The organism is Agrobacterium salinitolerans, from assembly GCF_027498475.1.
In the GTDB taxonomy this organism is placed as follows: domain Bacteria; phylum Pseudomonadota; class Alphaproteobacteria; order Rhizobiales; family Rhizobiaceae; genus Agrobacterium; species Agrobacterium salinitolerans.
The window spans coordinates 1,824,030-1,849,257 of record NZ_JAPZLN010000001.1 but is presented as its reverse complement, the minus strand read 5'-3'; the positions used below and the strand labels follow the sequence as shown (position 1 = coordinate 1,849,257).

At 60.1% G+C, this 25,228-nt stretch carries 23 protein-coding genes and 1 other RNA gene; 17 read left to right on the top strand and 7 right to left on the bottom strand.

What is annotated here, in order from left to right; all coding sequences use genetic code 11:
• Window positions 1–154 precede the first annotated feature (154 nt).
• Window positions 155–730 (bottom strand): c-type cytochrome, encoded by a 576-nt coding sequence (locus O9X91_RS08780; RefSeq protein WP_080791954.1) that lies wholly within the window; start codon window positions 728–730, stop codon window positions 155–157.
• A gap of 150 nt (window positions 731–880) precedes the next feature.
• On the opposite strand from O9X91_RS08780, the gene O9X91_RS08775 reads away from it, so the two are divergent.
• Window positions 881–1,636 (top strand): 3-deoxy-manno-octulosonate cytidylyltransferase, encoded by a 756-nt coding sequence (locus O9X91_RS08775; protein WP_142914224.1) that lies wholly within the window; start codon window positions 881–883, stop codon window positions 1,634–1,636.
• 11 nt (window positions 1,637–1,647) lie between these two features.
• Window positions 1,648–2,511, top strand: coding sequence for a prephenate dehydratase (locus O9X91_RS08770; protein WP_142914225.1), 864 nt, complete (start codon window positions 1,648–1,650; stop codon window positions 2,509–2,511).
• Window positions 2,512–2,526: 15 nt separating this feature from the next.
• Here O9X91_RS08770 and nudC read toward each other — a convergent pair whose 3' ends face one another.
• Together nudC and O9X91_RS08760 are read right to left on the bottom strand one after the other, a co-directional pair.
• Window positions 2,527–3,486, bottom strand: a complete 960-nt coding sequence (gene nudC, locus O9X91_RS08765) for an NAD(+) diphosphatase (RefSeq protein ID WP_162854311.1) — start codon at window positions 3,484–3,486, stop codon at window positions 2,527–2,529.
• 2 nt (window positions 3,487–3,488) lie between these two features.
• Window positions 3,489–3,917: an HIT domain-containing protein gene (locus tag O9X91_RS08760; RefSeq protein ID WP_162520627.1), complete on the bottom strand. Its 429-nt coding sequence runs from the start codon at window positions 3,915–3,917 to the stop codon at window positions 3,489–3,491.
• A gap of 64 nt (window positions 3,918–3,981) precedes the next feature.
• Here O9X91_RS08760 and ffs point away from each other — a divergent pair.
• The 3 genes from ffs (at window position 3,982) to O9X91_RS08745 (ending at window position 6,380) form a co-directional block, all read left to right on the top strand.
• Window positions 3,982–4,078: signal recognition particle sRNA small type (gene ffs, locus O9X91_RS08755), an RNA gene on the top strand.
• Between the two features lie 79 nt (window positions 4,079–4,157).
• The gene (locus O9X91_RS08750; RefSeq protein WP_142914226.1) at window positions 4,158–6,032 is read left to right on the top strand and encodes a DNA polymerase III subunit gamma/tau; all 1,875 of its coding nucleotides are present in this window, start codon (window positions 4,158–4,160) and stop codon (window positions 6,030–6,032) included.
• Between the two features lie 24 nt (window positions 6,033–6,056).
• Entirely contained in the window at window positions 6,057–6,380 is a 324-nt protein-coding gene (locus O9X91_RS08745; RefSeq protein ID WP_006309920.1) for a YbaB/EbfC family nucleoid-associated protein, read from the top strand.
• Between the two features lie 55 nt (window positions 6,381–6,435).
• Here O9X91_RS08745 and O9X91_RS08740 read toward each other — a convergent pair whose 3' ends face one another.
• A complete protein-coding gene (locus O9X91_RS08740; RefSeq protein ID WP_162520628.1) occupies window positions 6,436–7,071 on the bottom strand; it encodes an MOSC domain-containing protein in 636 nt (211 codons plus the stop codon).
• Window positions 7,072–7,108: 37 nt separating this feature from the next.
• Here O9X91_RS08740 and recR point away from each other — a divergent pair, with 37 nt between their 5' ends.
• Together recR and O9X91_RS08730 are read left to right on the top strand one after the other, a co-directional pair.
• Window positions 7,109–7,714 (top strand): recombination mediator RecR, encoded by a 606-nt coding sequence (recR, locus tag O9X91_RS08735; RefSeq protein ID WP_077983270.1) that lies wholly within the window; start codon window positions 7,109–7,111, stop codon window positions 7,712–7,714.
• 34 nt (window positions 7,715–7,748) lie between these two features.
• Complete coding sequence (locus tag O9X91_RS08730) at window positions 7,749–9,014, top strand: lytic murein transglycosylase (RefSeq protein ID WP_142914227.1); 1,266 nt, start codon at window positions 7,749–7,751, stop codon at window positions 9,012–9,014.
• A 22-nt stretch (window positions 9,015–9,036) separates the two neighbouring features.
• Here O9X91_RS08730 and O9X91_RS08725 read toward each other — a convergent pair whose 3' ends face one another.
• The gene (locus O9X91_RS08725) at window positions 9,037–10,665 is read right to left on the bottom strand and encodes an MFS transporter (RefSeq protein ID WP_142914228.1); all 1,629 of its coding nucleotides are present in this window, start codon (window positions 10,663–10,665) and stop codon (window positions 9,037–9,039) included.
• A 286-nt stretch (window positions 10,666–10,951) separates the two neighbouring features.
• Between O9X91_RS08725 and rimP the strand changes: the two genes are divergently transcribed.
• The 9 genes from rimP to O9X91_RS08680 all read left to right on the top strand — a co-directional run bounded on the left by rimP (window position 10,952) and on the right by O9X91_RS08680 (window position 22,223).
• Complete coding sequence (rimP, locus tag O9X91_RS08720) at window positions 10,952–11,548, top strand: ribosome maturation factor RimP (protein WP_077983273.1); 597 nt, start codon at window positions 10,952–10,954, stop codon at window positions 11,546–11,548.
• A gap of 63 nt (window positions 11,549–11,611) precedes the next feature.
• Window positions 11,612–13,228 carry a transcription termination factor NusA gene (gene nusA, locus O9X91_RS08715; protein WP_077983274.1) on the top strand — a complete coding sequence of 539 codons (1,617 nt, stop codon included), beginning with the start codon at window positions 11,612–11,614 and terminating at the stop codon, window positions 13,226–13,228.
• On the top strand, window positions 13,225–13,926 hold the full coding sequence (locus O9X91_RS08710) for an RNA-binding protein (RefSeq protein ID WP_269834223.1): 702 nt from the start codon (window positions 13,225–13,227) through the stop codon (window positions 13,924–13,926). Before nusA ends, O9X91_RS08710 begins: the two co-directional genes overlap by 4 nt.
• A gap of 102 nt (window positions 13,927–14,028) precedes the next feature.
• Window positions 14,029–16,767 (top strand): translation initiation factor IF-2, encoded by a 2,739-nt coding sequence (infB, locus tag O9X91_RS08705; RefSeq protein ID WP_142914230.1) that lies wholly within the window; start codon window positions 14,029–14,031, stop codon window positions 16,765–16,767.
• 135 nt (window positions 16,768–16,902) lie between these two features.
• The gene (gene rbfA / locus O9X91_RS08700) at window positions 16,903–17,319 is read left to right on the top strand and encodes a 30S ribosome-binding factor RbfA (RefSeq protein ID WP_004439055.1); all 417 of its coding nucleotides are present in this window, start codon (window positions 16,903–16,905) and stop codon (window positions 17,317–17,319) included.
• A gap of 3 nt (window positions 17,320–17,322) precedes the next feature.
• Window positions 17,323–18,270 (top strand): tRNA pseudouridine(55) synthase TruB, encoded by a 948-nt coding sequence (gene truB, locus O9X91_RS08695; RefSeq protein WP_077983278.1) that lies wholly within the window; start codon window positions 17,323–17,325, stop codon window positions 18,268–18,270.
• A 164-nt stretch (window positions 18,271–18,434) separates the two neighbouring features.
• Window positions 18,435–18,704: a 30S ribosomal protein S15 gene (gene rpsO, locus O9X91_RS08690; protein ID WP_003492949.1), complete on the top strand. Its 270-nt coding sequence runs from the start codon at window positions 18,435–18,437 to the stop codon at window positions 18,702–18,704.
• Window positions 18,705–18,983: 279 nt separating this feature from the next.
• Complete coding sequence (gene pnp, locus O9X91_RS08685; protein ID WP_142914231.1) at window positions 18,984–21,131, top strand: polyribonucleotide nucleotidyltransferase; 2,148 nt, start codon at window positions 18,984–18,986, stop codon at window positions 21,129–21,131.
• 75 nt (window positions 21,132–21,206) lie between these two features.
• Entirely contained in the window at window positions 21,207–22,223 is a 1,017-nt protein-coding gene (locus tag O9X91_RS08680) for a class I SAM-dependent methyltransferase (protein ID WP_142914232.1), read from the top strand.
• Between the two features lie 17 nt (window positions 22,224–22,240).
• Here O9X91_RS08680 and O9X91_RS08675 read toward each other — a convergent pair whose 3' ends face one another.
• Window positions 22,241–23,185: an AEC family transporter gene (locus O9X91_RS08675; protein WP_077983301.1), complete on the bottom strand. Its 945-nt coding sequence runs from the start codon at window positions 23,183–23,185 to the stop codon at window positions 22,241–22,243.
• Window positions 23,186–23,663: 478 nt separating this feature from the next.
• Here O9X91_RS08675 and O9X91_RS08670 point away from each other — a divergent pair, with 478 nt between their 5' ends.
• Complete coding sequence (locus O9X91_RS08670; protein ID WP_142914233.1) at window positions 23,664–24,656, top strand: adenosine kinase; 993 nt, start codon at window positions 23,664–23,666, stop codon at window positions 24,654–24,656.
• On the opposite strand, the gene O9X91_RS08665 is transcribed toward O9X91_RS08670, so the two are convergent.
• Window positions 24,649–25,182 (bottom strand): SH3 domain-containing protein, encoded by a 534-nt coding sequence (locus O9X91_RS08665; protein WP_169538602.1) that lies wholly within the window; start codon window positions 25,180–25,182, stop codon window positions 24,649–24,651. The two genes, O9X91_RS08670 and O9X91_RS08665, sit on opposite strands and share 8 nt — an antisense overlap.
• Window positions 25,183–25,228 lie beyond the last annotated feature (46 nt).

Here is a 25,228-nt window from a genome sequence, read left to right as displayed (position 1 = left end):
CTATCGAGCGTCACCATCTCGAGAGCGGTCTGTTCAGGAGCAGGTTTCTTCAACATGTCCCAATGAATCATAAACCCCCAGCTCACGCCAGGGGTTTGTCAGCAGTCTGAGCCCGGCAGCGATGCCGGGCTTTTATCATTGAACATCATGGCGATCAGTTCATCGGTGCGGGCGCTGCATTCGGATCCGGAAGCGGTGCCGGGTTTGCCGACAGCGAGCGCAGATAAGCGATGAGATCGGCTCTTTCGGTTTCCTTCTTCACGCCTGCAAAGCCCATGGCCGTGCCGGGAACGTGTTTCTTCGGAGCTTCGAGGAAGTAGTTGAGATGATCGTAATCCCAGTGAACGGAACCGCCTTTGGAGAAATCCTTCATCCCTGCGGAATAGCTGAAACCTTCGTGGCTGGCGATCGGCCGGTTGACGACATCGAAGAGATTGGGGCCGACCTTGTTTGCACCACCACTCTCTCCGGTATGACAGCTCGTACATTTCTTGAAGACCGTCTCGCCCTTGGCGGCATCGGCGCTCGCAAGCAATTGCGCGATCGGCGTCGCGGCTGCCGCGGCTTCTCCGCCAGCTGCTTCGCCGCCACCCTCTGCCGCAGCAATGGCGTAACCTTCCTTCTCGGGCGCCGGCGCATGAAAAATGCCCTCAGAGGCAATCGACACCGACATCAGAACGAAAACCGTGCCCAGCAACGCCCCAACGCCCATATTAACATAAGAATTCATCTATATGCGCTCCCTCGCATCCGCTCCATATAACCGGGCATCTTGAAATTACTCGAAAGCTATGGCTTTTGCACAGCCTGCGCAACTTGAATAATGGTCCCCACACCGTGACGTTTTGACACTTTTCGGGCGGGATTTGAAGGGTGTCGGATGAAGAATCGGGAATTCGAGAAAGCTGTCGTCCTCATACCGGCGCGGATGGCATCCACGCGCCTGCCGGGCAAGCCGCTCGCCGACATTGGCGGCAAGCCGATGATCGTGCAGGTGGCCCTGCGGGCGCGCGAGGCAGGCGCCGAACGAATCGTTGTTGCGGTCGATGACGAACAGGTATTTTCCGCCGTTCAGAATGCCGGTTTTGACGTGATGATGACACGCGACGACCACCAGTCCGGCTCGGACCGCATTTTCGAGGCACTGCAAAAGGCCGACCCCTATGGCAAGGCGGAATATGTCATCAATGTCCAAGGCGACCTTCCGACCATCGAAGCGGAGACGATCCGCGCTTCGCTGCGTCCGCTGGAAAATGCCGCCGTCGATATTGCGACACTGACGGTCGAAATCACCGACGAGGAAGAAAAAACCAATCCGAACGTCGTGAAAGTCGTTGGCAGCCCGCTTTCCGACACACGGCTGCGGGCGCTTTATTTTACCCGCACCACCGCCCCTTACGGCGATGGCCCGCTTTATCATCATATCGGGCTTTACACCTATCGCCGTGCAGCACTTGAGACATTCGTCAGCCTGCCGCCTTCGCCGCTGGAAAAGCGCGAAAGGCTGGAACAGCTGCGCGCGCTGGAAGCGGGCATGCGCATCGATGCGGAAATCGTCAGTTCCGTGCCGCTCGGTGTCGACACGCCGCACGATCTGGAAAAAGCCCGCAAAATCCTCGCAAGCAGAACTCTCTAACGGAAAGTCCCATGACCTTGAGCACAAATCGCATTGCCTTCCAGGGCGAATTCGGTGCGAATTCCGATATGGCCTGCCGTGACATGTTCCCGGATATGGAACCCTTGCCTTGCCCGACATTCGAGGATGCCTTCAACGCCATTGAAAACGGCGAAGCCGATCTCGGCATGATCCCGATTGAAAACACGCTGGCCGGCCGCGTTGCGGATATTCATCACCTGCTGCCGGAATCGCGCCTGCACATCATCGGCGAATATTTCATGCCGATCCGCTTTCAGCTGATGGTGATGCCGGGCGTGAAAAAGGACGAGATCCGAACCGTCCACAGCCACATTCACGCGCTGGGCCAATGCCGGAAAATCATCCGCTCGAACGGCTGGAAGCCCGTCATCGCCGGCGATACGGCGGGCTCCGCGAGACTGGTATCTGAAAAGGGCGACCGCAGCATGGCAGCCCTTGCGCCGCGCCTTGCCGCCAGCCTCTACGGCCTCGATATTCTCGCTGAAAACGTCGAGGATTCGGAAAACAACGTCACGCGTTTCGTTGTGCTTTCCCGTGATGAAAACTGGGCCAAGCGTCAATCGAGCGACGAAATCGTCGTCACCACCTTCGTTTTCAATGTTCGCAATATTCCGGCCGCGCTCTACAAGGCCATGGGCGGTTTCGCGACGAACGGCATCAACATGACAAAGCTCGAAAGCTACCAGCTCGGCGGTAAATTCGTGGCGACGCAGTTTTATGCCGATATCGAAGGCCACCCCGATGACGAGCCGGTGCGGCATGCGCTGGACGAGCTGCGCTTCTTCTCTGAAAAAGTCCGCATTCTCGGCGTCTACAAGGGCCATGCGATGCGCGGCAAGCTCAACAAGGGTTGAGCCTGCCGAACGCGATTATTTCGTCCATTCCACCCAGTCGCGCATCAGCCGGTGCGCGATGGCGCCGCCGGGAGGCGCGGAAAAGCCCTCACCCGTTGCAGTCTCCAGCATCTTTGCGACGTCCGCCCGTGTGAACCAGCGGCAATCCTCCAGTTCGATCTCATCGCGGGCGATATCGAAAGACAGCGCCTCTGCATAACAGCCGATCATCAGCGTATGCGGCATCGGCCAGGGCTGCGACGCGTGATAACGCACGCGACCGACTTCAACACCGGATTCCTCATGCGTTTCGCGGCGGACGGCCTGCTCGATGGTTTCGCCCGGCTCCACAAAACCGGCAAGGCACGAATACATGCCCGGTGCAAAATGCGCACCGCGGCCAAGCAGGCAGAGATCACGCTCGATATCGATCGTCATCATGATGACGACAGGATCGGTGCGGGGAAAAATCGTGTGGTTGCAGGCGGCGCAGATACGCTTGTAGCCACCGATGCGCAGCTCCATGGCACCGCCGCACTTACCGCAAAATCGATTGTCGGCGTTCCAGTGGGTGAGGCTGACGGCCTGGGCAACCTCGCTCAGCAATTCCTCATCGAGAAGATGATCGCGATAAAGGGTACGGGCGTCGGCGAGTTTATAGTGGCTCGCGAGCTCATCCTCGGCCACGGCGACCGGCACCGCAATTCTCGGCTCGCCGGTTTCGCGATATCCGAGCAGCACGGCATTGTCGAAATCCGGCTGCAACTCGGCCAACTCATAGGCGGAAAACAGGGGATCGATGACCTGCTCGTCATGTTTCAGAACAAGCCGATTGCCCGAGAAGGCAAAAATATGAGTGCCGTCGACTTTCAGCGCATCGGCCACGCACTCCTCCGTCCGCTTTTCAGCGAAACGGTCGAGGGCGTTTTTGGAAAAGGCCGTCAGCAGGCTTGCTTCGGGATGCGGGGCAGTGGATTCAAAAATTTTCATTGACATCATCAGAGCGCGCCGGAGATTTTTTTCATCAAAGTTTCCTTTTCGCCCGCGGCATAGGGCACAGGCGTTCCGTGACCCCAGATGGGACCCGGCCAGCAGGTGTCGCCTTCGTTGCGGGCGATAATATGGACATGCAGCTGCCGGACGATATTGCCCAACGCCCCGACATTGATCTTGGTGGCTCCGGTAACTTCTTTCAAGGCGGAGGCGACGAGATTGGTCTCGAATGTCAGCACGGCCTGGTCAAGCGGGGTGAGATCGAACAATTCGCTGACGCCATCCCGCTGCGGCACCAGCACCAGCCAGGGCCAGCGTTTGTCGTTTTGCAAACGCAGCTCACATAGTCCCAAACGCGTCACAAGCACGCTGTCGCGCGCCAGTCTCTCGTCCAGCCGGAATGTCTCCAAGGCGTCCTCCATGTTTGTTTTCATTGTGATAGCAGTTTTTTGAAGGCTTGGCTTGCATTTGCTTTCGATATTGCCGATATGTGGCCCGGGAGGTTGGTGGTGGACGAGCCACTCGCCAACCGGGTCAGGTCCGGAAGGAAGCAGCCCTAACGAGCCCGGCACGGGTCGCCGTGCCAGCCTCCCACCTTTTTTAAAAGACGTGCTCAGCTTTCGCCGGGCCAGTTCAGCGCCCCAAGATAACTGGCAAAACAAACTGGCGAGGCGATGAGCGACACCGTACCCCCCACATCAAGCGAATCCCAGGTCGGGACCGGCTACCGGGTACTGGCGCGCAAATATCGCCCCAAGGATTTTTCCGATCTGATGGTCGGCCAGGAACCGATGGTCCGCACGCTGACCAATGCGTTCGAGACCGGACGCATCGCGCAGGCCTATATGCTGACCGGCGTTCGCGGCGTGGGCAAGACGACCACGGCCCGCATTCTCGCCCGCGCGCTGAATTACAAGACCGACACCATCGACAAGCCGACCATCGACCTTCGCATTCCCGGCGAACATTGTCAGGCGATCATGGAAGGCCGGCATGTCGACGTGATCGAGATGGACGCCGCCTCCCATACCGGCATCGACGATATTCGCGAGATCATCGAACAGGTTCGCTATCGCCCGGTTTCGGCGCGCTACAAGGTCTACATCATCGACGAAGTGCACATGCTGTCGACGCAGGCTTTCAACGGTCTTCTGAAGACCTTGGAGGAGCCGCCGGAGCATGTGAAATTCATCTTTGCGACCACCGAAATCCGCAAGGTGCCGATCACCGTTCTATCGCGCTGCCAGCGCTTCGATCTGCGTCGCATCAGCGCCGCCGATCTCGTCGGACTGTTCACCGCCATCGCGGGCAAGGAGGGTTTCGAAGCCGATCCGCAGGCGCTGTCGATGATCGCCCGCGCCGCCGAAGGTTCCGCGCGTGACGGCCTTTCCCTGCTCGATCAGGCGATTGCCCACGGCGGCGGCCGTGTGGAGGCCGAAGCGGTGCGCGGCATGCTCGGCCTTGCCGACCGGGCGCGCATTGTCGATCTCTTCCAGCATGTCGTCAAAGGCGATGTTGCGGCAGCCCTTTCGGAATTCAACGGACAATATGAGGCGGGCGCGAACCCCGTCGTCGTATTGAACGATCTTGCCGATTTCACCCATCTCGTTACCCGCATGAAATATGTGCCTGACGCGGCGGAAGACCCGTCGCTTTCCGAGATCGAGCGCGTGCGTGGCGCGGAGCTTGCCGAAACCATCGCGGTGACGGCGCTGTCGCGCATCTGGCAGATGCTGCTGAAGGGCATTCCTGAAACGGAAAACGCCTCACGCCCGGCGGGTGCCGCTGAAATGGTGCTGATTCGGCTTTCGCATGCCGCCAACCTGCCGGCACCGGAAGATGCGGCGCGGCGCCTGCTCGAGCTTTCCAGCGGTGACGGCGGTTACGCCAATGGCGCACCTTCCGGCGGTGGCAATGGCGGCGGCGCGCGTGCCTATTCGTCGGCGCAGACCGTGGCAGCGGCAAGACCTGCAGACTTTGCCGCCCCGAGGCAGGCGGGCCCGCAGCCCTCCACCATGCTACGCGCTGTTCCAGATAGCCGGCCGCAGGAGATGCAGGTCGCGACCCCGAAAACCGAAGAGCGGCCGGAGCCGAAGGTTCCCGTCAATTCGGTGCAGGATATTGCCGATCTCTGCCAGAAAAACCGCGATCCCGTTATGCGGGCGAAGGTACGCAACTTCGTGCGGCTGGTGCGGCTGGAGCCCGGCCGGCTCGATATGCACCTCGGCGAAGGTGCGCCCGGCTCGCTACCCGGTGAACTTGGCGTCAAGCTGAAGGAATGGACCGGTATCCACTGGATCGTCAGCCTCAGCAAGGAGCAAGGTGCGCCGACCTTGGTCGAGGCGGAGGGCAATGCCCGCGATGCGCGCCTGGTCGATGCGCGTCAGGATCCTGACGTTGCCGCCATTCTGGCGCAGTTTCCCGGCGCAAAAATCACCGACGTGCGCATCCGCGTCGCCGCACAGGATGAGGCGGAGGACATCACCCCGCCATCGGTTGCCGAATCGAGCGAAGGCGACATCCTTCCCGGCGACGACATCGAGTTTTAAACAAGAAGAACAGGAGATTGGCACATGCGCGACATCATGGGTATGATGGGCAAGGTCAAGGAAATGCAGTCCAAGATGGAGAAGGTGCAGCAGGAAATTGCCGCCCTCGAAATCGAAGGCCGGGCCGGCGGCGGTCTGGTGACCGTCATTTTGAACGGCAAGGGCGAAATGCGCGGCCTGAAAATCGATCCTTCGCTCTTTAAAGAAGACGAGGTCGAAATCCTTGAGGACCTTATTGTTGCCGCCCATAAAGACGCCAAAGAAAAGGGCGAAGCGCAGGCTCAGGAAAAGATGGCCGATCTGACCGCAGGTCTGCCGCTACCGCCTGGCATGAAGCTGCCTTTTTAAGATATTCCAACTGAAGAGGATGGCGTTGAGCCTTCGCCATCCTCGCGACGCGACCTTAAGATTCCAGCATCGCACGAAACCGGCTTGCGATCGGTGTTTCAAGATAGGCCATGCGTTCGGCTTCGTTGAGTTGCATGGGACGGAAGCGCTCTAGGATTGTCGGTATCGGCAGTTTCGTTCCCGGATAGGGTTCGAACATCACTTCCTCACCGGCCGCAAGCATTCCACCTTTCAGCACCCGACAATAAAAACCCGGCTGGCCCGCCTCTCGGAAACGCGGGGCAAAATCGGGATCGCCGATGCGGGCCGACAGCGTGGCGCAGGGGATGCGGGCAGCGGTCACCTCCAGCACGATATCGTTGGCCGCAAACCTGTCGCCCACATGCAGTTTCGCGCTGTCGACACCATCAAGCACAAGGTTCTCGCCGAAAAATCCGGGTTCAACCGTAAAACCCAGGGTGATCGACCAAAACTCGAGATCGACGTAGCCCATGACGTAAATCGCCTGATCCGGCCCGCCATGGTGTTTGCGATTGCACACGGCGTCGCTGACAATGCCTTCCGCGTCGACCATGACCGGGCCATTCACGGCATGTTTAAAGATGCCCGTCTTCGTCGTCTTTCCTGGCAGGCTTTTTGCCTCGCCCCGACACACCGCCCTGATTTTCATCGACTGCCCTTCAAGCTTCATGATTCCCGTTTCCCGATTTATGCAGTAGAAAGCGCTCATGGCAAAACGAGTCACCGGTCCCGAAATTGAAAAACTGATCCAGCTTCTGGCAAAAGTGCCGGGGCTTGGCCCCCGCTCGGCGCGGCGAGCGGCATTGCATCTCATCAAGAAGAAGGAACAGCTTCTCGGGCCGCTCGGCCATGCCATGGGCGAAGCCTATGACAAGGTGAAGATCTGCTCCTGCTGCGGCAATGTCGATACCATCGATCCCTGCACCGTCTGCGCCGATGACCGCCGCGACCAGTCCGTCATCATCGTGGTGGAAGACGTGTCTGACCTCTGGGCGCTGGAGCGGGCGGGCGCGATGAACACCGCCTACCACGTTCTGGGCGGCACGCTGTCACCGCTCGACGGTGTTGGACCCGAGGATCTGAACATCAAGGGCCTGATCGACCGCGTGAGCGCCGGCGGCATTCGCGAGCTTATCATCGCCGTTAATGCGACGGTGGAGGGGCAGGCGACCGCCCATTACATCACCGACCGCCTCTCCGACCTCGGCATCAAGATCACGAGGCTCGCACATGGCGTGCCTGTGGGCGGCGAGCTTGACTATCTCGACGAGGGCACATTGACCGCGGCGCTTCGGGCGCGAACGACGATCTGAAGCCTTCCCTCCCCAGAATCCAAGAGGAGACCGAATGCGACACCGATTTGCTACCAAGGCACTGGCCGCCATTCTTTCCGTTTTTTCAGCAACGACGGCCTGGGCGCAGTCGGCACCGACGGGAGAAGCGGCAGCCCGATATGACGCCGAATTTAATGCCTGGCTGAAAAAGGAAATCTGGCCGGAAGCCCGCAAGGCCGGCATTTCGCAAAAGACGCTTGAAGCCACGCTCAGCGGCCTCTCCATCAGCTGGAGCCTGCCCGATCTTGTCATTCCCGGCCAGAAACCGCCAAAGGAGCAGAGCCAAAGCCAGGCGGAATTCTCCTCGCCTGGCGCTTATTTCTCCGAAAAGAGGCTGCAAGGGCTTGCCGGCACCGGCCGTTCGCTTGCGGCAACGCATGCGGCGACGCTGCGCAGGATAGAGGCGAAATATGGTGTGCCTGGCGAGATCGTCGTTGCGATCTGGGGCCGCGAATCCGGTTTCGGCCGTGCGAAACTGCCGCATTCCGTGGTCGATGTGCTGGCCACGAAAGCCTATATGTCGACCCGCAAGGAGATGTTCCGCGCCGAGCTGATCGACGCGCTGAAGATCGTCGAAAGCGGCGATATCGCGGCATCACGCATGATGGGTTCCTGGGCCGGCGCGCTTGGCCAGCCGCAGTTCATGCCATCAAGCTATCTGAAATATGCCGTGGATTTCGATGGTGATGGCCACCGCGATATCTGGAATTCCGTGCCGGATGCACTGGCATCCATAGCGAACTATCTTTCCGAGCGCGGCTGGCAGCGCAATCGCGACTGGGGTTTCGAAGTCTCCATCCCCGCCAATGTCTCCTGCGCGCAGGAAGGCCCTGACCTTGCCCGCCCGGTGGCCGACTGGGCGAAGATGGGCATTACCCGTATTTCCGGAAAAGCCTTTCCTGCCAATGACCTGACCGCCAATGGCATGATGCTGGTGCCGGCCGGGCGGCATGGGCCGGAATTTGTGGTGACGCCGAATTTCTACGTCATCAAGGAATATAATAATTCCGATCTCTACGCGCTCTTCATCGGCAATCTCGCCGATCGCATCGCCCATGGCGCAGGGCCGTTCAAGGGGGAATGGGGCAATGTCGGGTCGATGCTGCGCTCCGACGTGTTGGCCATGCAGAAGGCGCTGGTCGCCAAGGGTTACGATGTCGGCAAGGCGGACGGGCTGGCGGGTTTCAAGACGCGCCGCTCACTCGGCGACTGGCAGTCGAAAAACGGCCTCACACCGACATGTTTTCCCGATGCGACGCTGAAGGCGAAGCTGAAATAATCCGCCGCCGGCCCATCGTCTCTCAATGCTGGTCGGTATGCGGCTTGTGGAAGATATCGTCGGTCGGCGGAATGGTCTGCCGTTCGATCATCCGGTGCACCCGCGGCCGCGTCTTGCCGCGGTGAAGCTCCAGCAGCCGGTCCCAGGCCTCGGCATCCGCCTGGGTACGGCGGTGGTTGTGACGGACATATTCCACCCATGTCGGCACATGGTAACTTTCCGTCCAGATATCGGGATTTTCCAGATCCCGCATCAGGTTCCAGTTGCGGGCACCATCGCGCAGACGGATTCGGCGGCGCTCCGCCATCAGCGGCAGGAATTCGCCGAGATCTTCGTCATGGATTTCATAATCGATGAGAATGGCGATGGGTCCACTACGCGGTTTGACGTCCAGTCTCAGCGGCGGCTCCACGAAACGATTGAGCGGATCGAGATTGAGCGAGGCGAAAGCCGGCATGGCGAGCTTTAGGCCGACGAGAACGCCGAGCAGCATCAAAACGCACGAACAGAGAAGTGAATAGGAAATGCCGTAATCTTCCGCCAACTCGCCCCACAGCCAGCTGCCTACCGCAATGCCGCCGAAGGTCAGCGTCTGATAAAGCGACAGTGCCCGGCCCACCACCCAGCGTGGGGTGGAGAGCTGGACGATGGTGTTGAAGAGCGACAGGGCCAGCACCCAGCACGCACCGGCAATGGTCAGTACAATCGACGTGATGATGGCGCTCGTGCTGACCGCCGTTACGCCAGCGCTGAAAGCGAAGCCTAAAAAGGCGACGCGCACGATCCATTCGCTCGACAGGACTTCGCGCAATCTGGCGCTGATGAGGGCTCCACCAATCGCGCCGACGCCGAAAGCGCCAAGCATGACACCGTAGGTCAGCGGGCCGCCCTCGACCAGATCACGGGCGACAATGGGCATCAGGGCAAGGATGGCGCTGGCGGAAAGACCGAAGAGAAAACCGCGCACCAGCACCTTGCCGATATTGGGCGACATCGCTACATACCGCATGCCGGCGGAGATGGCGGCCAGAAGCTGCTCACGCGGCAGGGTTGAGGCATATTTGGGCGGTTGCCAGCGAAATAGTGCGTAGATCAGGGTGAAATAGCTCAGCGCATTCACGAAAAAAGCGGCGGCGGCACCGGCGGCGGCGACGATGATACCACCTATGGCCGGGCCGACACTGCGGGTGATGTTAAAGCCGACGCTGTTCAGCGTCACGGCGGCGGGCAGATCCTCACGCGGCACCATTTCGCCGACCGACGCCTGCCAAGAGGGATTGTTGAGCGCCGTGCCGCAACCGATCATGAAGGTGAAGAACAGCAACAGCCAGGGCGTGAGCCAGCCAGACCAGGCAAAGACGGTGAGCAGCACGGAGGCCGTCAGCATCAGCAGCTGCGCCGAAATCATAATGCGGCGACGGTCGAAACTGTCGGCCAGCGCGCCTGAAATCAGCGAGAACAGCATGATCGGCAAAGAGGTGGAGGCCTGCACCAGCGCGATCATGTTTTCCGAACTCGAAAGCGAGGTCATCATCCATGCGGCACCCACCGCCTGGATCAGTCCGCCAAAGTTCGAGGCGAGGCTGGCGATCCAGATTCGTCTGTAAGTCAAATGCCTTAAAGGCGCGAGTGGCGATTTACGGTCAGGCACGCTCTGTCCACTTGATGCAACTGCGATTTGTCAAACAGCAACTATAGACAGCGCCGGCGATCATGCCAGCCTTTCCGGCATGGTAAGGGTGAAAATGTGGCCGGACCGTTACTGAAACGCAGACGCCTGCGAAAACCTTGCAATCCTGCCCCAATAGGTCTATATGACCTTTGAAATTCTTGATCGCTTGATGAAGAGTGGGGCCGCAAGGCTCCGCTCTTTTTCGTTAGGCGAACCGGAAACCACGGGCTGACTGCCCGATGAACATCAAAGACCGGAAGGCCAGATGGCAGATACCGCACAAGAACCGCGACTGATAACCGAAACAGGCATCGACCAGCGCATTGCCGAGATCATCGAGCCTGTTCTGACGGGCATGGGCTATCTTCTGGTGCGCGTGCGGCTCTCCAACCAGAACGGCATGACGCTGCAGGTGATGGCCGAGCGCGAAGACGGAACCATGACCGTTCAGGACTGCGAAGCCATTTCGATGGCGATTTCACCGGTTCTTGATGTGGAAGATCCGGTCGATAAAGCGTATCATCTCGAAGTTTCCTCGCCCGGTATCGACCGGCCGATGGTTCGCAAATCGGATTTCACCCGCTGGCAGGGCCATCTGGTGAAGGTCGAAACCTCCATTCTGGTCGAGAACCGCAAGCGGTTTCGCGGCAAGATCGTTGAGGTTGATGCTGACGGTTTCAAGCTGGAACGCGACCAGATCGCTTATGGCGAAGAGCCGACAGTCATTGTTCCGTTCACCGCGCTTTCGGATGCGAAGCTCATTCTGACGGACGACCTTATTCGTGATGCGCTGCGGGCAGACAAGGCGGCAAAGGCCGCCGCCGCAAACCAGAACGACGAAAACGAAGCAGACGAAGACTAATTCCAACGTAAAGCCCGGGAAACGGGCGATCCCCGCAATTATGCGACTTACGGAGATAAAAAAATGGCAGTGAGTGCTAACCGGCTTGAGCTTCTGCAGATCGCCGATGCTGTGGCGCGCGAAAAGGTCATCGACCGCGAAATCGTGCTTGCCGCAATGGCCGACGCTATCCAGAAAGCCGCCCGCTCGCGCTATGGTTCGGAAACCAACATCCGCGCCGACATCAACTCCAAGACCGGCGAAATCCGCCTGCAGCGTCTTCTGGAAGTTGTCGAAGCGGCTGAGGACTATTCGACCCAGATCCCGCTGGAGCTTGCCCGCGACCGCAACCCCGACGCCAAGCTCGGCGACTTCATCGCCGATCCGCTGCCGCCGATGGACTTCGGCCGTATCGCCGCCCAGTCCGCCAAGCAGGTGATCGTGCAGAAGGTACGTGAAGCCGAGCGCGACCGTCAGTATGACGAATTCAAGGACCGTATCGGCGAAATCGTCAACGGCACCGTCAAGCGCGTCGAATACGGCAATGTCATCGTCGATCTCGGCCGTGGCGAAGGCATCATCCGTCGCGACGAGATGATCCCGCGCGAAAACATGCGCTACGGCGACCGCGTGCGCGCTTACGTCTACGACGTTCGCCGCGAACAGCGCGGCCCGCAGATTTTCCTGTCGCGTACGCATCCGCAATTCATGGTGAAGCTCTTCACCATGGAAGTCCCGGAAATTTACGACGGCATCATCCAGATCAAGTCGGTTGCCCGTGATCCGGGTTCGCGCGCCAAGATCGCCGTCATCTCGAACGATAGCTCGATCGATCCGGTCGGCGCCTGCGTCGGTATGCGCGGTTCGCGCGTCCAGGCCGTTGTCGGCGAACTTCAGGGTGAGAAGATCGACATCATTCCGTGGAGCCAGGAGCCGGCGTCCTTCATCGTCAACGCCCTGCAGCCGGCGGAAGTCGCCAAGGTCGTTCTGGATGAAGAATCCGAGCGTATCGAAGTGGTTGTTCCCGACGAGCAGCTGTCGCTCGCCATCGGCCGCCGCGGTCAGAACGTGCGTCTGGCATCGCAGCTGACCGGCTGGGATATCGACATCATGACCGAGCAGGAAGAATCCGAGCGTCGCCAGAAGGAATTCAACGAGCGCACGGCCCTCTTCATGGAAGCCCTCGACGTCGACGAAATGGTCGGCCAGGTTCTGGCTTCGGAAGGCTTCGCGCAGGTTGAAGAACTCGCTTATGTCGATCTCGACGAAATTACCTCGATCGATGGCTTCGATGAAGACACCGCCGATGAAATCCAGACCCGCGCCCGCGAATATCTGGAGCGCCTGGAAGCCGAAATGGATGCCAAGCGCAAGGAACTCGGCGTTTCCGACGAGCTGCGCCAGATCGATGGCCTGACTTCGCAGATGATGGTTGCGCTCGGTGAAGACGGCATCAAGACCATCGAGGACTTTGCCGGCTGTGCAGCGGACGATCTGGTTGGCTGGAGCGAGCGCAAGGACGGCGAGACGAAGAAGTTCGAAGGCATCTTCTCCAAGCTCGATGTTTCGCGCGTCGAAGCCGAGAACATGGTGGTGCAGGCTCGCCTTCTGGCAGGCTGGATCACCGCCGAAGAGCTCGCTTCCGAACAGGAAGCCGATGCGGAAGCTGCCGAGGAGGCGGATACCGCCGAACAGGAATGACATCGCAGGCGCATGAGCCGGACGATCTGCCCGAAACGGATGACGACGGGCGGATCAAGGGCGACGTCAATGGACGTATGTGCATTGTGACAAGGCAGAGCGGATCGCCGGATGAGCTGATCCGCTTCGTCGCAGGCCCGGACGGCACCGTCGTGCCGGACCTGAAACGCCAATTGCCGGGGCGCGGTTGCTGGGTGACACCCGAGCGCGCCCTGATCGAGAAGGCCATCGCGAAGAAGCTCTTCGCGCGGGCTCTCAAACGCGACGTCAAGGCCGGGCCCGAGCTTCTTACTCTTCTCGACCGGCTGATGGCGCAGCATGTGACTGGTATGATGAATATGGCGCGCAAGGCGGGCCAGTTCATCAGCGGCGCGACGAAGGTCGATGCTGCCGTCCGGTCCGGGAACGCGATTGCCGTGTTTCACGCGACCGATGCTGCGGCCGATGGCGTCAGAAAACTGGACCAGGCCCGCAAGGCCTGGGCGCTCGGCAGCGATGCCGGCAATGAAATTCCGTCCTTCCGGCTCTTTAGCGAAGCCGAAATGGACGAGTTGATGGGCCAGAATGCTTTTATCCATGCCTGCGCGCTTGCAGGGCAGGCGGGTGAGGGTGTAGTGAAGCGCGCAACGATGCTTGAGCAGTACCGCCTTGGCGGCCAATCTCAGGCGGAACGCGACGCTGCCCGGACAGAACAATGACGCGGTTAACCGACATCAACGGTCGCCGCGTTCCGATGCAGCAATTGAACGACGAGGCCTGATGGACGTCATCCGGTTCTCGTCCGAAGGAACGGGAACGGAATGACCGACAACAACGACGACAAGACACTTAACGCACAGCCTAAGAAGACTCTCACCCTCAAGCCGGGCGGGATGAATCAGGGCACCGTGCGGCAGGATATGGGTCGAGGTCGCACGAACGCGGTTGTCGTGGAAACACGCAAGCGCCGCCCCCTGCGTCCGGAAGACGAGAAGCAGGTTCATTCGACCGCAGCGCCCGCTCCGAAGCCGGCCGCCCCTGCCCCCGCGGCAGCACCGCGTCCGCAGGCTCCGCAGCCGCGCATCCACCAGCCCAGCGGCCAGCAGCAGCGTCCAGGTTCCTCCCAGTCGCAGCAGCGTCCCGGCTCGTCCGCACCGCAGCAGCGCCAGCCTGAGCGTCCGCGCGGGAACGTCCTGCACGATCTGTCCGCAGGCGAGATGGAAGCCCGCCGCCGCGCGCTGATGGAAGCGCAGGCTCGTGACGTGATCGAAGCCAAGCAGCGGGCCGAAGACGAAGCCCGCCGCAAGGTCGAGGAAGAACGCCGCATTGCCGCCGAGAAGGAAGAAGCTGCGCGCCGTGCCGCCGAGGAAGCCGAAGCCGCCAAGGTGGCGGCAAGCCAGCCGGCCGTGGAAGCGAAATCCGAACAGGCCGCTGAAAAGCCGGCAATCGCCACTCAGCCGGCGCCGCGCTCGGATGCTCGCCCTCAGTCCGCCGCTGCCGCACCTGGTCGCGCAACCACGGAAACCGTCGCTCCGCGTGGGCGTCGCACCGATGGCGACGATGAGGACGATCGCGGTGCACGCCGTGGTAACCTGCCGGTCCGTGGCAAGGTTGCAGCACCTGCACCTGCGAAGCCCGCCGCCCGCCTGAAGACCGAAGAAGAACGCCGTCGCGGCAAGCTTACGGTCACCTCGTCCAATCTGGATGAAGACGGCACACCGCGCGGCCGCTCCATGGCATCCATGCGCCGCCGTCAGGAGAAATTCCGCCGCAGCCAGATGCAGGAAACCCGTGAAAAGGTTATGCGCGAAGTGATCCTGCCGGAAACCATTACCATTCAGGAACTGTCACAGCGCATGTCCGAACGCGCCGTCGACGTCATCAAGTTCCTGATGAAGGAAGGCCAGATGATGAAGCCGGGCGACGTAATCGACGCCGATCTGGCCGAACTGATCGCGGTCGAATTCGGCCATACCGTCAAGCGCGTTTCCGAATCCGACGTCGAAGAAGGCATCTTCAACCAGACGGACGATGAAGGCGAAATGGTTTCCCGCCCGCCCGTCGTCACCATCATGGGTCACGTCGACCACGGCAAGACCTCGCTGCTCGACGCCATCCGTCAGGCGAATGTGGTTGCCGGTGAAGCCGGTGGCATCACCCAGCATATCGGTGCTTATCAGGTCGAGAAGAACGGCCAGAAGATCACCTTCATCGACACCCCCGGCCACGCCGCCTTCACGGCCATGCGTGCCCGTGGTGCACAGGCGACGGATATTGCCGTTCTGGTGGTCGCCGCAGACGACAGCGTCATGCCGCAGACGATCGAATCCATCAACCATGCCAAGGCGGCGGGTGTTCCGATCGTCGTTGCGATCAACAAGATCGACAAGCACGAGGCAAACCCTGAAAAGGTTCGTCAGCAGCTCCTGCAGCACGAAGTCTTCGTGGAATCGATGGGCGGTGAAGTGCTTGACGTGGAAGTGTCGGCCAAGAAACTGCTTGGTCTCGACAAACTGCTCGAAGCGATCCTGCTGCAGGCTGAAATTCTCGACCTCAAGGCAGATCCGAACCGTACCGCGGAAGGCACCGTCATCGAAGCGGAACTCGACCGCGGCCGCGGCGCCGTCGCTACAGTTCTCGTGCAGAAGGGCACGCTGAAGCCCGGTCAGATCATCGTGGCCGGTGACCAGTGGGGCCGCGTTCGCGCCCTCGTCAACGACAAGGGCGAGCACGTCAAGGAAGCCGGTCCGGCTATGCCTGTCGAGATTCTCGGTCTTTCCGGCACGCCATCTGCCGGTGACCGTTTCGCGGTTGTCGAAAACGAAAGCCGTGCTCGCGAGATTTCCGAGTACCGCCAGCGTCTGGCACGCGACAAGGCTGTCGCCCGTCAGACGGGCCAGCGCGGTTCGCTGGAACAGATGATGAGCCAGTTGCAGACTTCGGGAATGAAGGAATTCCCGCTGGTCATCAAGGCCGACGTGCAGGGCTCGGTCGAAGCCATTATCGCTTCGCTCGACAAGCTCGGCACCGACGAGGTCCGCGCTCGTATCGTTCACTCGGGCGCTGGTGCCATCACGGAATCGGATATCTCGCTTGCCGAGGCCTCCAACGCCGCGATCATCGGCTTCAACGTTCGCGCCAACGCACAGGCCCGTACGGCCTCCGAACGCGCCGGTATCGAAATCCGCTACTACAACATCATCTACGATCTGGTGGATGACGTGAAGGCGGCGATGTCGGGCCTGCTTTCGCCGGAACGTCGCGAGACCTTCCTCGGCAATGCCGAAATCCTCGAGGTGTTCAACATCACGAAGGTCGGCAAGGTCGCGGGTTGCCGCGTCGTCGAAGGCAAGGTGGAGCGTGGTGCAGGTGTTCGTCTGGTTCGCGACAACGTCGTCATCCACGAAGGCAAGCTCAAGACCCTCAAGCGCTTCAAGGACGAAGTGGCAGAAGTGCCGGTCGGTCAGGAATGCGGTATGGCCTTCGAAAACTACGAAGACATCCGCGCCGGCGACACCATCGAGTGCTTCCGCGTCGAACACATCACGAGAACGCTCTAAAGCATTTCCAGGAAAAGTGGATCCCCGGTTTTCCGTCCGGAAATGCGATAGAACAAAGAGCGTTCTCGCCGCAAAACAGGACTTTACTGTCGGGCGCCGGCTTAACCGGCGCTCGCTCCGTTTGAGGCATAACCCATGGCAAAAGCTACATCATCGGCCCCTTCCCAACGCATGCTGCGCGTTGGCGAACAGGTGCGCGCCGCCCTGACACAAATTCTCCAGCGCGGCGAAGTCCGCGACGATCTGATCGAAAGCACCGTCATTTCCATTTCGGAAGTGCGAATGTCTCCCGATCTCAAGATCGCTACCGCCTACGTGACGCCGCTTGGCGTTGCCGATCACACCGACATCATCACGGCACTCAACCGCCATGCCAAGTTCATGCGTGGTCGCCTCGGACCGCAGCTTCGGCAGATGAAATACATGCCGGAACTGCGTTTCCGCGACGATACGAGTTTCGACAATTACCAGAAGATCGACGCGCTCCTGCGCTCACCCGAAGTGCAGCGCGATCTTGGGCCTTCAAACGAAAAAGACGACGAACAGAACTGAAGCATGTCCAAACCACGCAAACAGCAGAACCGCAAACCCAAGGGCCGCCCGATTTCGGGCTGGCTGATCCTCGACAAACCGCTCGATTTCGGCTCCACCGAGGCCGTTTCCAAGATCAAGTGGCTGTTCAACGCCCAGAAGGCCGGCCATGCCGGCACGCTTGATCCGCTCGCCTCCGGCATGCTGCCGATCGCGCTCGGTGACGCCACCAAGACGGTGCCTTACGTCATGGACGGCCGGAAGATCTACGAATTCACCGTGACCTGGGGCGAGCAACGCGCGACCGACGATCTGGAAGGCGAGGTGGTCGATTCCTCTGATCGGCGCCCGGACGAACAGGCAATCCGCGATATTCTACCCCATTATACCGGCGTGATCATGCAGACTCCGCCGCAATTTTCCGCCATCAAGATCGCCGGCGAGCGTGCCTATGATCTGGCGCGAGACGGCGAGACCGTGGAAATTCCCGCACGCGAGGTGGAAATCCATCGCCTGACGCTGCTGGCCTGCCCCGATGCCGATACAGCGCATTTTGAAGTGGAGTGCGGCAAGGGCACCTATGTGCGGGCGCTGGCGCGCGACATGGGCCGCGATCTCGGCTGTTTCGGCCATATCTCGGAACTGCGCCGCACCATGGTCGCACCCTTCGGCGAAGAGATGATGGTGCCGCTCGAAACGCTGACGGCACTGGAAGCCATGGAAGACCGCGACGAGCGGTTGGAAGCGCTGGATGCCTATCTGATCGATACGGCGGAGGCGCTTTCCGCCCTTCCCCGCCTCATCATCAACGACGACCAGGCGCACCGGCTGAAGATGGGCAACCCCATCTTGCTGCGCGGACGCGACGCGCCCGCCAACCATCCGGAAGCCTATGCCACTGCGCATGGCAAGCTCGTCGCCATTGGCGAGATCGGCGAAGGCGAGTTCCGGCCGAAGCGGGTTTTCGGCTGAGCCGGGCGGCGCGGGCGGGAATCAATCGCCTCTTTCCATTGCACCCGGAATAGTTTATAGGCAGCGCCAGCTTAGGCTTTGCCTGCGCTACTGAATGGCCAGAGCTGGACGACATCCCGGCTCTTTGGCGTCCCATTTTTCCTTAAAATAGAAAGGATCGTCCGATGTCGATTACTGCAGAGCGCAAAGCCGCCCTCATCAAGGAATATGCCACGAAGGAAGGCGACACCGGTTCTCCGGAAGTTCAGGTCGCTATCCTGACCGAGCGGATCAACAACCTGACCGGTCACTTCAAGGACCACAAGAAGGACAACCACTCCCGTCGTGGCCTTCTGACGCTGGTTTCGAGCCGTCGTTCGCTTCTCGACTATCTGAAGAAGAAGGACGAAGCCCGTTACTCCAAGCTGATCGGTGCTCTCGGCATTCGCCGCTAATAACTTCTCCGGCGGGTTTCGCAACGATGCCCGCCGGTTTTTATATCCGGTCTTTTAAGGCCGCATGAATTTCCGGGCGCTTGCCGCTGATGTGGCCCCCGGACGATAAGGGTGACCCGGATGGGCCGGTGCCGCCTTTTTCAACCGCAGACCTGTCATGGGGCAGGATTGCCGGATGCTTGCTTGTCGAAAGCCTCCCGCTGTCTTGCCCGTGATTGCGTCACCGCGCTGCCACCGCCGGCACGATACCGGTGCGGCAGCCACAACCAAGGACAAGATATGTTCAATCAACACTCCGTGGAAATCGAATGGGCAGGCCGCCCGCTGAAGCTCGAGACCGGCAAGGTTGCCCGTCAGGCTGACGGCGCCGTCATCGCAACCTACGGCGAGACGATGGTTCTCGCGACTGTGGTTTCCGCAAAGTCTCCGAAGCCAGGCCAGGACTTCTTCCCGCTCACCGTCAACTACCAGGAAAAGACCTACGCAGCCGGCAAGATCCCCGGCGGCTACTTCAAGCGCGAAGGCCGCCCGAGCGAAAACGAGACCCTCGTTTCGCGCCTGATCGACCGCCCGATCCGCCCGCTCTTCCCTGAAGGCTACAAGAACGACACGCAGGTCGTCGTCACCGTTATCCAGCACGATCTGGAAAACAATCCGGACGTCCTATCGATGGTTGCGGCTTCCGCAGCGCTGACGCTCTCTGGCGTTCCCTTCATGGGCCCGGTTGGCGGCGCGCGCGTTGGCTACATCAACGGTGAATATGTCCTTAACCCGCATCTGGACGAAATGGACGAGTCTGTTCTCGATCTCGTCGTTGCCGGTACGCAGGACGCCGTTTTGATGGTTGAGTCCGAGGCCAAGGAACTCAACGAAGAAATCATGCTCGGCGCCGTCATGTTCGGTCATCGCGGCTTCCAGCCGGTTATCGACGCGATCATCAAGCTCGCCGAAGTTGCCGCCAAGGAACCGCGCGAATTCGAACCGGAAGATTTTTCCGCTCTCGAAAACGAAATGCTCGGTCTTGCTGAAACCGAACTGCGCGCCGCCTACAAGATCACCGAAAAGGCCGCCCGTTACGCCGCCGTCGACGCCGTCAAGGCCAAGGTGAAGGCACACTTCCTGCCGGAAGAAGGCGAAGCCAAGTACACGCCGGAAGAAATCGGCGCTGTCTTCAAGCACCTTCAGGCCAAGATCGTTCGCTGGAACGTTCTGGACACCAAGAGCCGCATCGACGGCCGCGACCTGTCGACCGTTCGTCCGATCGTTTCGGAAGTTGGCCTGCTGCCGCGTACCCACGGTTCGGCGCTGTTCACCCGCGGCGAGACCCAGGCGATCGTTGTTGCGACCCTCGGCACCGGCGAAGACGAGCAGTATGTCGACAGCCTCACCGGCATGTACAAGGAACGCTTCCTGCTGCACTATAACTTCCCGCCCTACTCGGTCGGCGAAACAGGCCGCATGGGTTCCCCGGGCCGTCGCGAAATCGGTCACGGCAAGCTCGCATGGCGCGCTATCCGCCCGATGCTGCCGACTGCAGAGCAGTTCCCATACACGCTACGCGTTGTTTCCGAAATCACCGAGTCCAACGGCTCCTCGTCGATGGCAACCGTTTGCGGCACCTCGCTTGCACTGATGGACGCCGGCGTTCCGCTGGCAAAGCCGGTTGCCGGTATCGCCATGGGCCTGATCCTCGAAGGCGAGCGCTTTGCGGTTCTCTCCGATATCCTCGGTGACGAAGACCACCTCGGCGACATGGACTTCAAGGTCGCAGGTACGGCCGACGGCATCACCTCGCTTCAGATGGACATCAAGATCGCCGGTATCACCGAAGAGATCATGAAGATCGCTCTCGAGCAGGCACAGGGTGGCCGCAAGCACATTCTCGGCGAAATGGCCAACGCCATCACCGAGAGCCGCGGCCAGCTCGGCGAATTTGCACCGCGCATCGAAGTCATGAACATTCCGGTCGACAAGATCCGTGAAGTCATCGGCTCCGGCGGCAAGGTCATTCGCGAAATCGTCGAAAAGACCGGCGCGAAGATCAACATCGAAGACGACGGCACCGTCAAGATCGCCTCTTCTTCCGGCAAGGAAATCGAAGCGGCCCGCAAGTGGATCCACTCGATCGTTGCGGAACCGGAAGTCGGCGCCATCTATGAAGGCACTGTTGTCAAGACCGCTGACTTCGGCGCTTTCGTCAACTTCTTCGGCGCGCGTGACGGCCTCGTCCACATCTCGCAGCTCGCTTCCGAGCGTGTTGCCAAGACCTCCGACGTCGTCAAGGAAGGCGACAAGGTCTGGGTCAAGCTGATGGGCTTCGACGAGCGCGGCAAGGTTCGCCTGTCCATGAAGGTTGTCGACCAGGCAACCGGCAAGGAAGTTGCCGCAGACAAGAAGAAGGAAGATGGCGAAGCCGCTGCCGAATAAGGCAGCCCCGCCAGACCCTATCGAGGCGCGGGTTTTGCCCGCGCCTTTTTTCTATTTGACCTTGAGGATGCTCCCATGAGCCGTGACGCCGTGAAAACCCTTTTCCACCCCTTTGCCTCGGACATGCTTTCCATGCCGAAGGAGGGCGAACGCGTTCTGTTTCTGGGAGCGGAAGCCGGTCCGCGGCTGGATGGATTCGACGCGGAGATCGTCGCGGTTCAACATCTACGTCCGCTTTATCGTGCTCTGCAGGCTCAAGGCGCAGAAGTGACTCCTGATATTTCGGGCGAAGATTACGATGTGGCTCTGCTGCTTTGCGGCAAACATCGCGGCGAGAATGAAAACCGCGTCGCCGAAGTGCTTTCGCGCGTAAAGGCCGGCGGCCTCATCGTCGCAGCCGGATCGAAAGAAGACGGTATCGTGACGCTGCGCAAGACGCTGGCGAAACTTGGCATCGAAGCGGAATCGACACCAAAATACCATGGCGTCGCGCTCTGGTTCAAACGACCGGACGATGTTGCGGGCGTCGTATCGAAGCTCGCCCAGAGGCCGGTAACGGTTGAAGGCCGCTTCACCGCCCTCCCCGGCATGTTTTCCCATGACCGCGTGGATGACGGCTCGGAACTGCTCGCATCGCGCCTGCCGACCGATTTTGACGGCAACGCCGCCGATTTCGGCGCGGGCTGGGGTTACCTCTCCGTCATGCTGGCCGAGAAATCGCCGCGCACGGCCCGTATCGATCTGTTCGAAGCAGACTGGAACGCGCTGGAATTTGCAAAGACCAATCTTCTCGAAAACAATCCGCGGCTGACGGCGCGCTTCTTCTGGCAGGATCTGGCAAACGAGCCGCCGAAGGAAAAATACGACCTCATCATCATGAACCCCCCTTTCCATGCGGCGGGACAGGCAGCAGAACCTGCCCTCGGTCAGGCCTTCATCAAGGCTGCCGCCGGCGCGCTGCGCAGCGGCGGCAAGCTGCTGATGGTCGCCAATCGAGGCATGCCCTATGAGCCGGTGCTCGCGGCTGAATTCCGCACCAGCACTGAAGTGTGCCGCAACGCCCGCTTCAAGATTCTGAGCGCCCAGAAATAATCAAGGCCGCGGAATAATCAGCTCAACAGCCATGCCCATAGCGACACGGAAAGAACGCCGGTCGCTGTGGAAATGCTGATGGTGGAGGCGGCAACGCTGTGGCCGATGCCAAAGCGGTTGGCGATAAGCCAGGCATTCACTCCCGTCGGCACCGACGAGGTGAGCACGAGCGCCGCCGTCCATTCCCGGCTGAGACCGAGCGCATGACCCATTGCCCACACACAGGCGGGCAGCAGCAGGAGCTTGAACACCGTCATGGTGACGGCAATACCCATATTGCCGCGAATGGTGTATTTGGTCAGCGCCATGCCAAGCGAAATAAGCGCCGCCGGCCCCGCCATAGACGCGATCTGATCGACCACGGTTTTCAGAATGGGCGTTAATGCGACGCCGGAGACATTGGTCGAAAGCCCGATGACAAGGCCTATCACCAGCGGATTGGTGATGAGATTGCGGCCCACCTGCCTGAACACCGCAGCCATGCTGCGCCTTTCGCCGCCGACCGCCTTATGTGTGGCGTTTTCCATGAGGATCGTGCCGGCGATCATCATCACCGGCAGGTGAATGGCGAGCAGGATGGAGAGAGCCACCAGCCCCTCATCGCCGACGGAGCGTCCGACCAACGGCAGGCCGATGAAGATATTGTTCGCAAATGCTGAGGAAATGCCGGCAATGACGGCAATGCGCATATCCTGCCTGAAGACATAACGGGTGACGATATGCCCGACCGTCCAGGTGACGGTCACGCCGGCGAAATAGGTGATCCAGAGCCGGAACGGCGATGCGCCGTGAAAATTCGCTTCCGCAAGCGTGCGGAAGATCAATGTCGGCACCGCGATCTTGAACACGAAGTCACTGAGAATATCGCCGGCATCGGCCCTGAACAGACCGGCCTTGACGGTGAGCCACCCGATAAGGATGAGAATGAAAATCGGGGCGACATTCGCGGCAACGGCAGACATGGAGGGAAAGCTTTCGCGGCTTTTGCGGGAGATAATCCGCTTTAGAGCGTTTTCCACGGGAATGGAATCGCGAAAACGCTCCCACTCTTTGTTTTCTCCACATGGCGCCCAAGAAAGACAAAACTCTTGAGCCGCTTTGGGTAGAAAGCTCATCTTGGCCCGTAAAATCCGCAAGGCCTAACGTTACTAAAAAAGAAAAAGCGGGGTCTCCCCCGCCTTTTATGTCCGTTATATGCCGCCAGTACATCCGTGGCGGAGATAACGGTTGAGCCAGAAGACCATCATGTCTTCCATTCCGGTATGCATTCACACACCTTTTGCTCTGACAAATGAAATAACCTACCTACATTACAAGCAGATGACGCGTTTTCGCTCCTCGCGCGGAACCGCATATTTTCTGTTTGGGCTTTTCTTGCCGCCAGAAATGTTTAAGACCTTTCGAAAAATACGCACACCCCGTGCGAAACGGATAGGGCCTATGACGAAATTCGACGTACTGACTGTCGGCAATGCCATCGTCGACATCATTTCCCGCTGCGACGATCGCTTTCTCAACGACAACGCCATTACCAAAGGCGCGATGAACCTCATCGATGCGGAACGGGCGGAGCTGCTTTATTCGCTGATGGGGCCGGCTCTCGAAGCCTCCGGCGGCAGTGCTGGCAACACGGCGGCGGGTGTGGCGAATTTCGGCGGAAAAGCCGCTTATTTCGGCAAGGTGGCCGAAGACCAGCTCGGGGAAATTTTCCAGCACGATATCCGCGCGCAGGGTGTTTATTTCGAAACCAAGCCGGAAGGCACGTTCCCGCCGACCGCCCGCTCAATGATCTTCGTGACCGAAGACGGCGAGCGTTCGATGAACACCTATCTCGGCGCCTGTGTCGATCTCGGCCCGGAAGACGTGGAAGAAGATGTGGTGGCTGAGACAAAGGTAACCTATTTCGAAGGTTACCTGTGGGACCCGCCGCGCGCCAAGGACGCCATTCGCGAATGCGCCCGCATTGCGCATGAGAATGGGCGTGAAGTCTCCATGACGCTTTCCGACAGCTTTTGTGTCGGCCGCTATCGCGACGAGTTTCTGGACCTGATGCGTTCCGGTACTGTGGACATCGTTTTCGCCAACAAGCAGGAAGCGCTTTCGCTTTACGAAACCGATGACTTCGAGCTTGCACTGACAAAAATTGCCGCTGATTGTAAGATCGCCGCGGTGACGATGAGCGAAGAAGGCGCCGTCATCCTGCGCGGCGCGGAACGCGTGAAGGTGGACGCTTATCCCGTGCATGACGTGGTAGACACGACGGGTGCGGGCGACCTTTTCGCCGCAGGCTTCCTGTTCGGCTATACGCAGGACCGTTCGCTTGAAGATTGCGGCAAGCTTGGCTGCCTTGCGGCTGCCGCCGTCATTCAGCAGATCGGCCCGCGCCCCATGTCATCGCTCAAGGCGCTTGGCGAAAAGCACGGCCTTATTTAAAGGCCTCGCCCGGGTAAGCGCCCCAGATTTCGCCCTGCGAAACCCAGCCCGAGGCCTGACCGGCCTCGGCGCGGCACCAGTCGCCATTGCATTCGCCGATCCTGAAGACGACGCCCGGCTCAAGCCGCGCCACAACGGCAGCGCCCGACTGCGCCTCGCGGCGCATGTTCACGTAAACTTCCTTGCCCTTGCCACGCATCCACGGGGCCGCAACGGCCGTTCGCTCACCGGAGAGCAGGGCCTGATTGACCCAGCCTTCCGTACCATCGGCATCGCGGATGCGCCGCCAGTTTTCATATTCCTGGATGATTTCGACCGGCATTCCCGATTTCAAATACATCCAGGACACGGCATAATCCGTACTCGGGCCGATGCGCATATTGACGCGCTTTGATTTCAGGCTGACAAAACGCGGCAGCGGCAGGCCGCTTGCGCCTTTGGCGGCGCCCTGCGCCATGACTTCGGTTGCCGCACCGAAGAGGCCCAAAGACAATGCAATGCAAACGATAGAAACCACACTGCGCATGCCCATTTCCGTTTCCCGCCTTCTGCAAACCGGATGATATTTAAGG

Bases quoted from the DNA above. Each gene is read 5' to 3' on its own strand.
- O9X91_RS08780 (WP_080791954.1), bottom strand. From the start codon at position 730: ATGAATTCTTATGTTAATATGGGCGTTGGGGCGTTGCTGGGCACGGTT.
- O9X91_RS08775 (WP_142914224.1), top strand. From the start codon at position 881: ATGAAGAATCGGGAATTCGAGAAAGCTGTCGTCCTCATACCGGCGCGG.
- O9X91_RS08770 (WP_142914225.1), top strand. From the start codon at position 1,648: ATGACCTTGAGCACAAATCGCATTGCCTTCCAGGGCGAATTCGGTGCG.
- nudC (WP_162854311.1), bottom strand. From the start codon at position 3,486: ATGTCAATGAAAATTTTTGAATCCACTGCCCCGCATCCCGAAGCAAGC.
- O9X91_RS08760 (WP_162520627.1), bottom strand. From the start codon at position 3,917: ATGAAAACAAACATGGAGGACGCCTTGGAGACATTCCGGCTGGACGAG.
- O9X91_RS08750 (WP_142914226.1), top strand. From the start codon at position 4,158: ATGAGCGACACCGTACCCCCCACATCAAGCGAATCCCAGGTCGGGACC.
- O9X91_RS08745 (WP_006309920.1), top strand. From the start codon at position 6,057: ATGCGCGACATCATGGGTATGATGGGCAAGGTCAAGGAAATGCAGTCC.
- O9X91_RS08740 (WP_162520628.1), bottom strand. From the start codon at position 7,071: ATGAAGCTTGAAGGGCAGTCGATGAAAATCAGGGCGGTGTGTCGGGGC.
- recR (WP_077983270.1), top strand. From the start codon at position 7,109: ATGGCAAAACGAGTCACCGGTCCCGAAATTGAAAAACTGATCCAGCTT.
- O9X91_RS08730 (WP_142914227.1), top strand. From the start codon at position 7,749: ATGCGACACCGATTTGCTACCAAGGCACTGGCCGCCATTCTTTCCGTT.
- rimP (WP_077983273.1), top strand. From the start codon at position 10,952: ATGGCAGATACCGCACAAGAACCGCGACTGATAACCGAAACAGGCATC.
- nusA (WP_077983274.1), top strand. From the start codon at position 11,612: ATGGCAGTGAGTGCTAACCGGCTTGAGCTTCTGCAGATCGCCGATGCT.
- O9X91_RS08710 (WP_269834223.1), top strand. From the start codon at position 13,225: ATGACATCGCAGGCGCATGAGCCGGACGATCTGCCCGAAACGGATGAC.
- infB (WP_142914230.1), top strand. From the start codon at position 14,029: ATGACCGACAACAACGACGACAAGACACTTAACGCACAGCCTAAGAAG.
- rbfA (WP_004439055.1), top strand. From the start codon at position 16,903: ATGGCAAAAGCTACATCATCGGCCCCTTCCCAACGCATGCTGCGCGTT.
- truB (WP_077983278.1), top strand. From the start codon at position 17,323: ATGTCCAAACCACGCAAACAGCAGAACCGCAAACCCAAGGGCCGCCCG.
- rpsO (WP_003492949.1), top strand. From the start codon at position 18,435: ATGTCGATTACTGCAGAGCGCAAAGCCGCCCTCATCAAGGAATATGCC.
- pnp (WP_142914231.1), top strand. From the start codon at position 18,984: ATGTTCAATCAACACTCCGTGGAAATCGAATGGGCAGGCCGCCCGCTG.
- O9X91_RS08680 (WP_142914232.1), top strand. From the start codon at position 21,207: ATGAGCCGTGACGCCGTGAAAACCCTTTTCCACCCCTTTGCCTCGGAC.
- O9X91_RS08675 (WP_077983301.1), bottom strand. From the start codon at position 23,185: ATGTCTGCCGTTGCCGCGAATGTCGCCCCGATTTTCATTCTCATCCTT.
- O9X91_RS08670 (WP_142914233.1), top strand. From the start codon at position 23,664: ATGACGAAATTCGACGTACTGACTGTCGGCAATGCCATCGTCGACATC.
- O9X91_RS08665 (WP_169538602.1), bottom strand. From the start codon at position 25,182: ATGCGCAGTGTGGTTTCTATCGTTTGCATTGCATTGTCTTTGGGCCTC.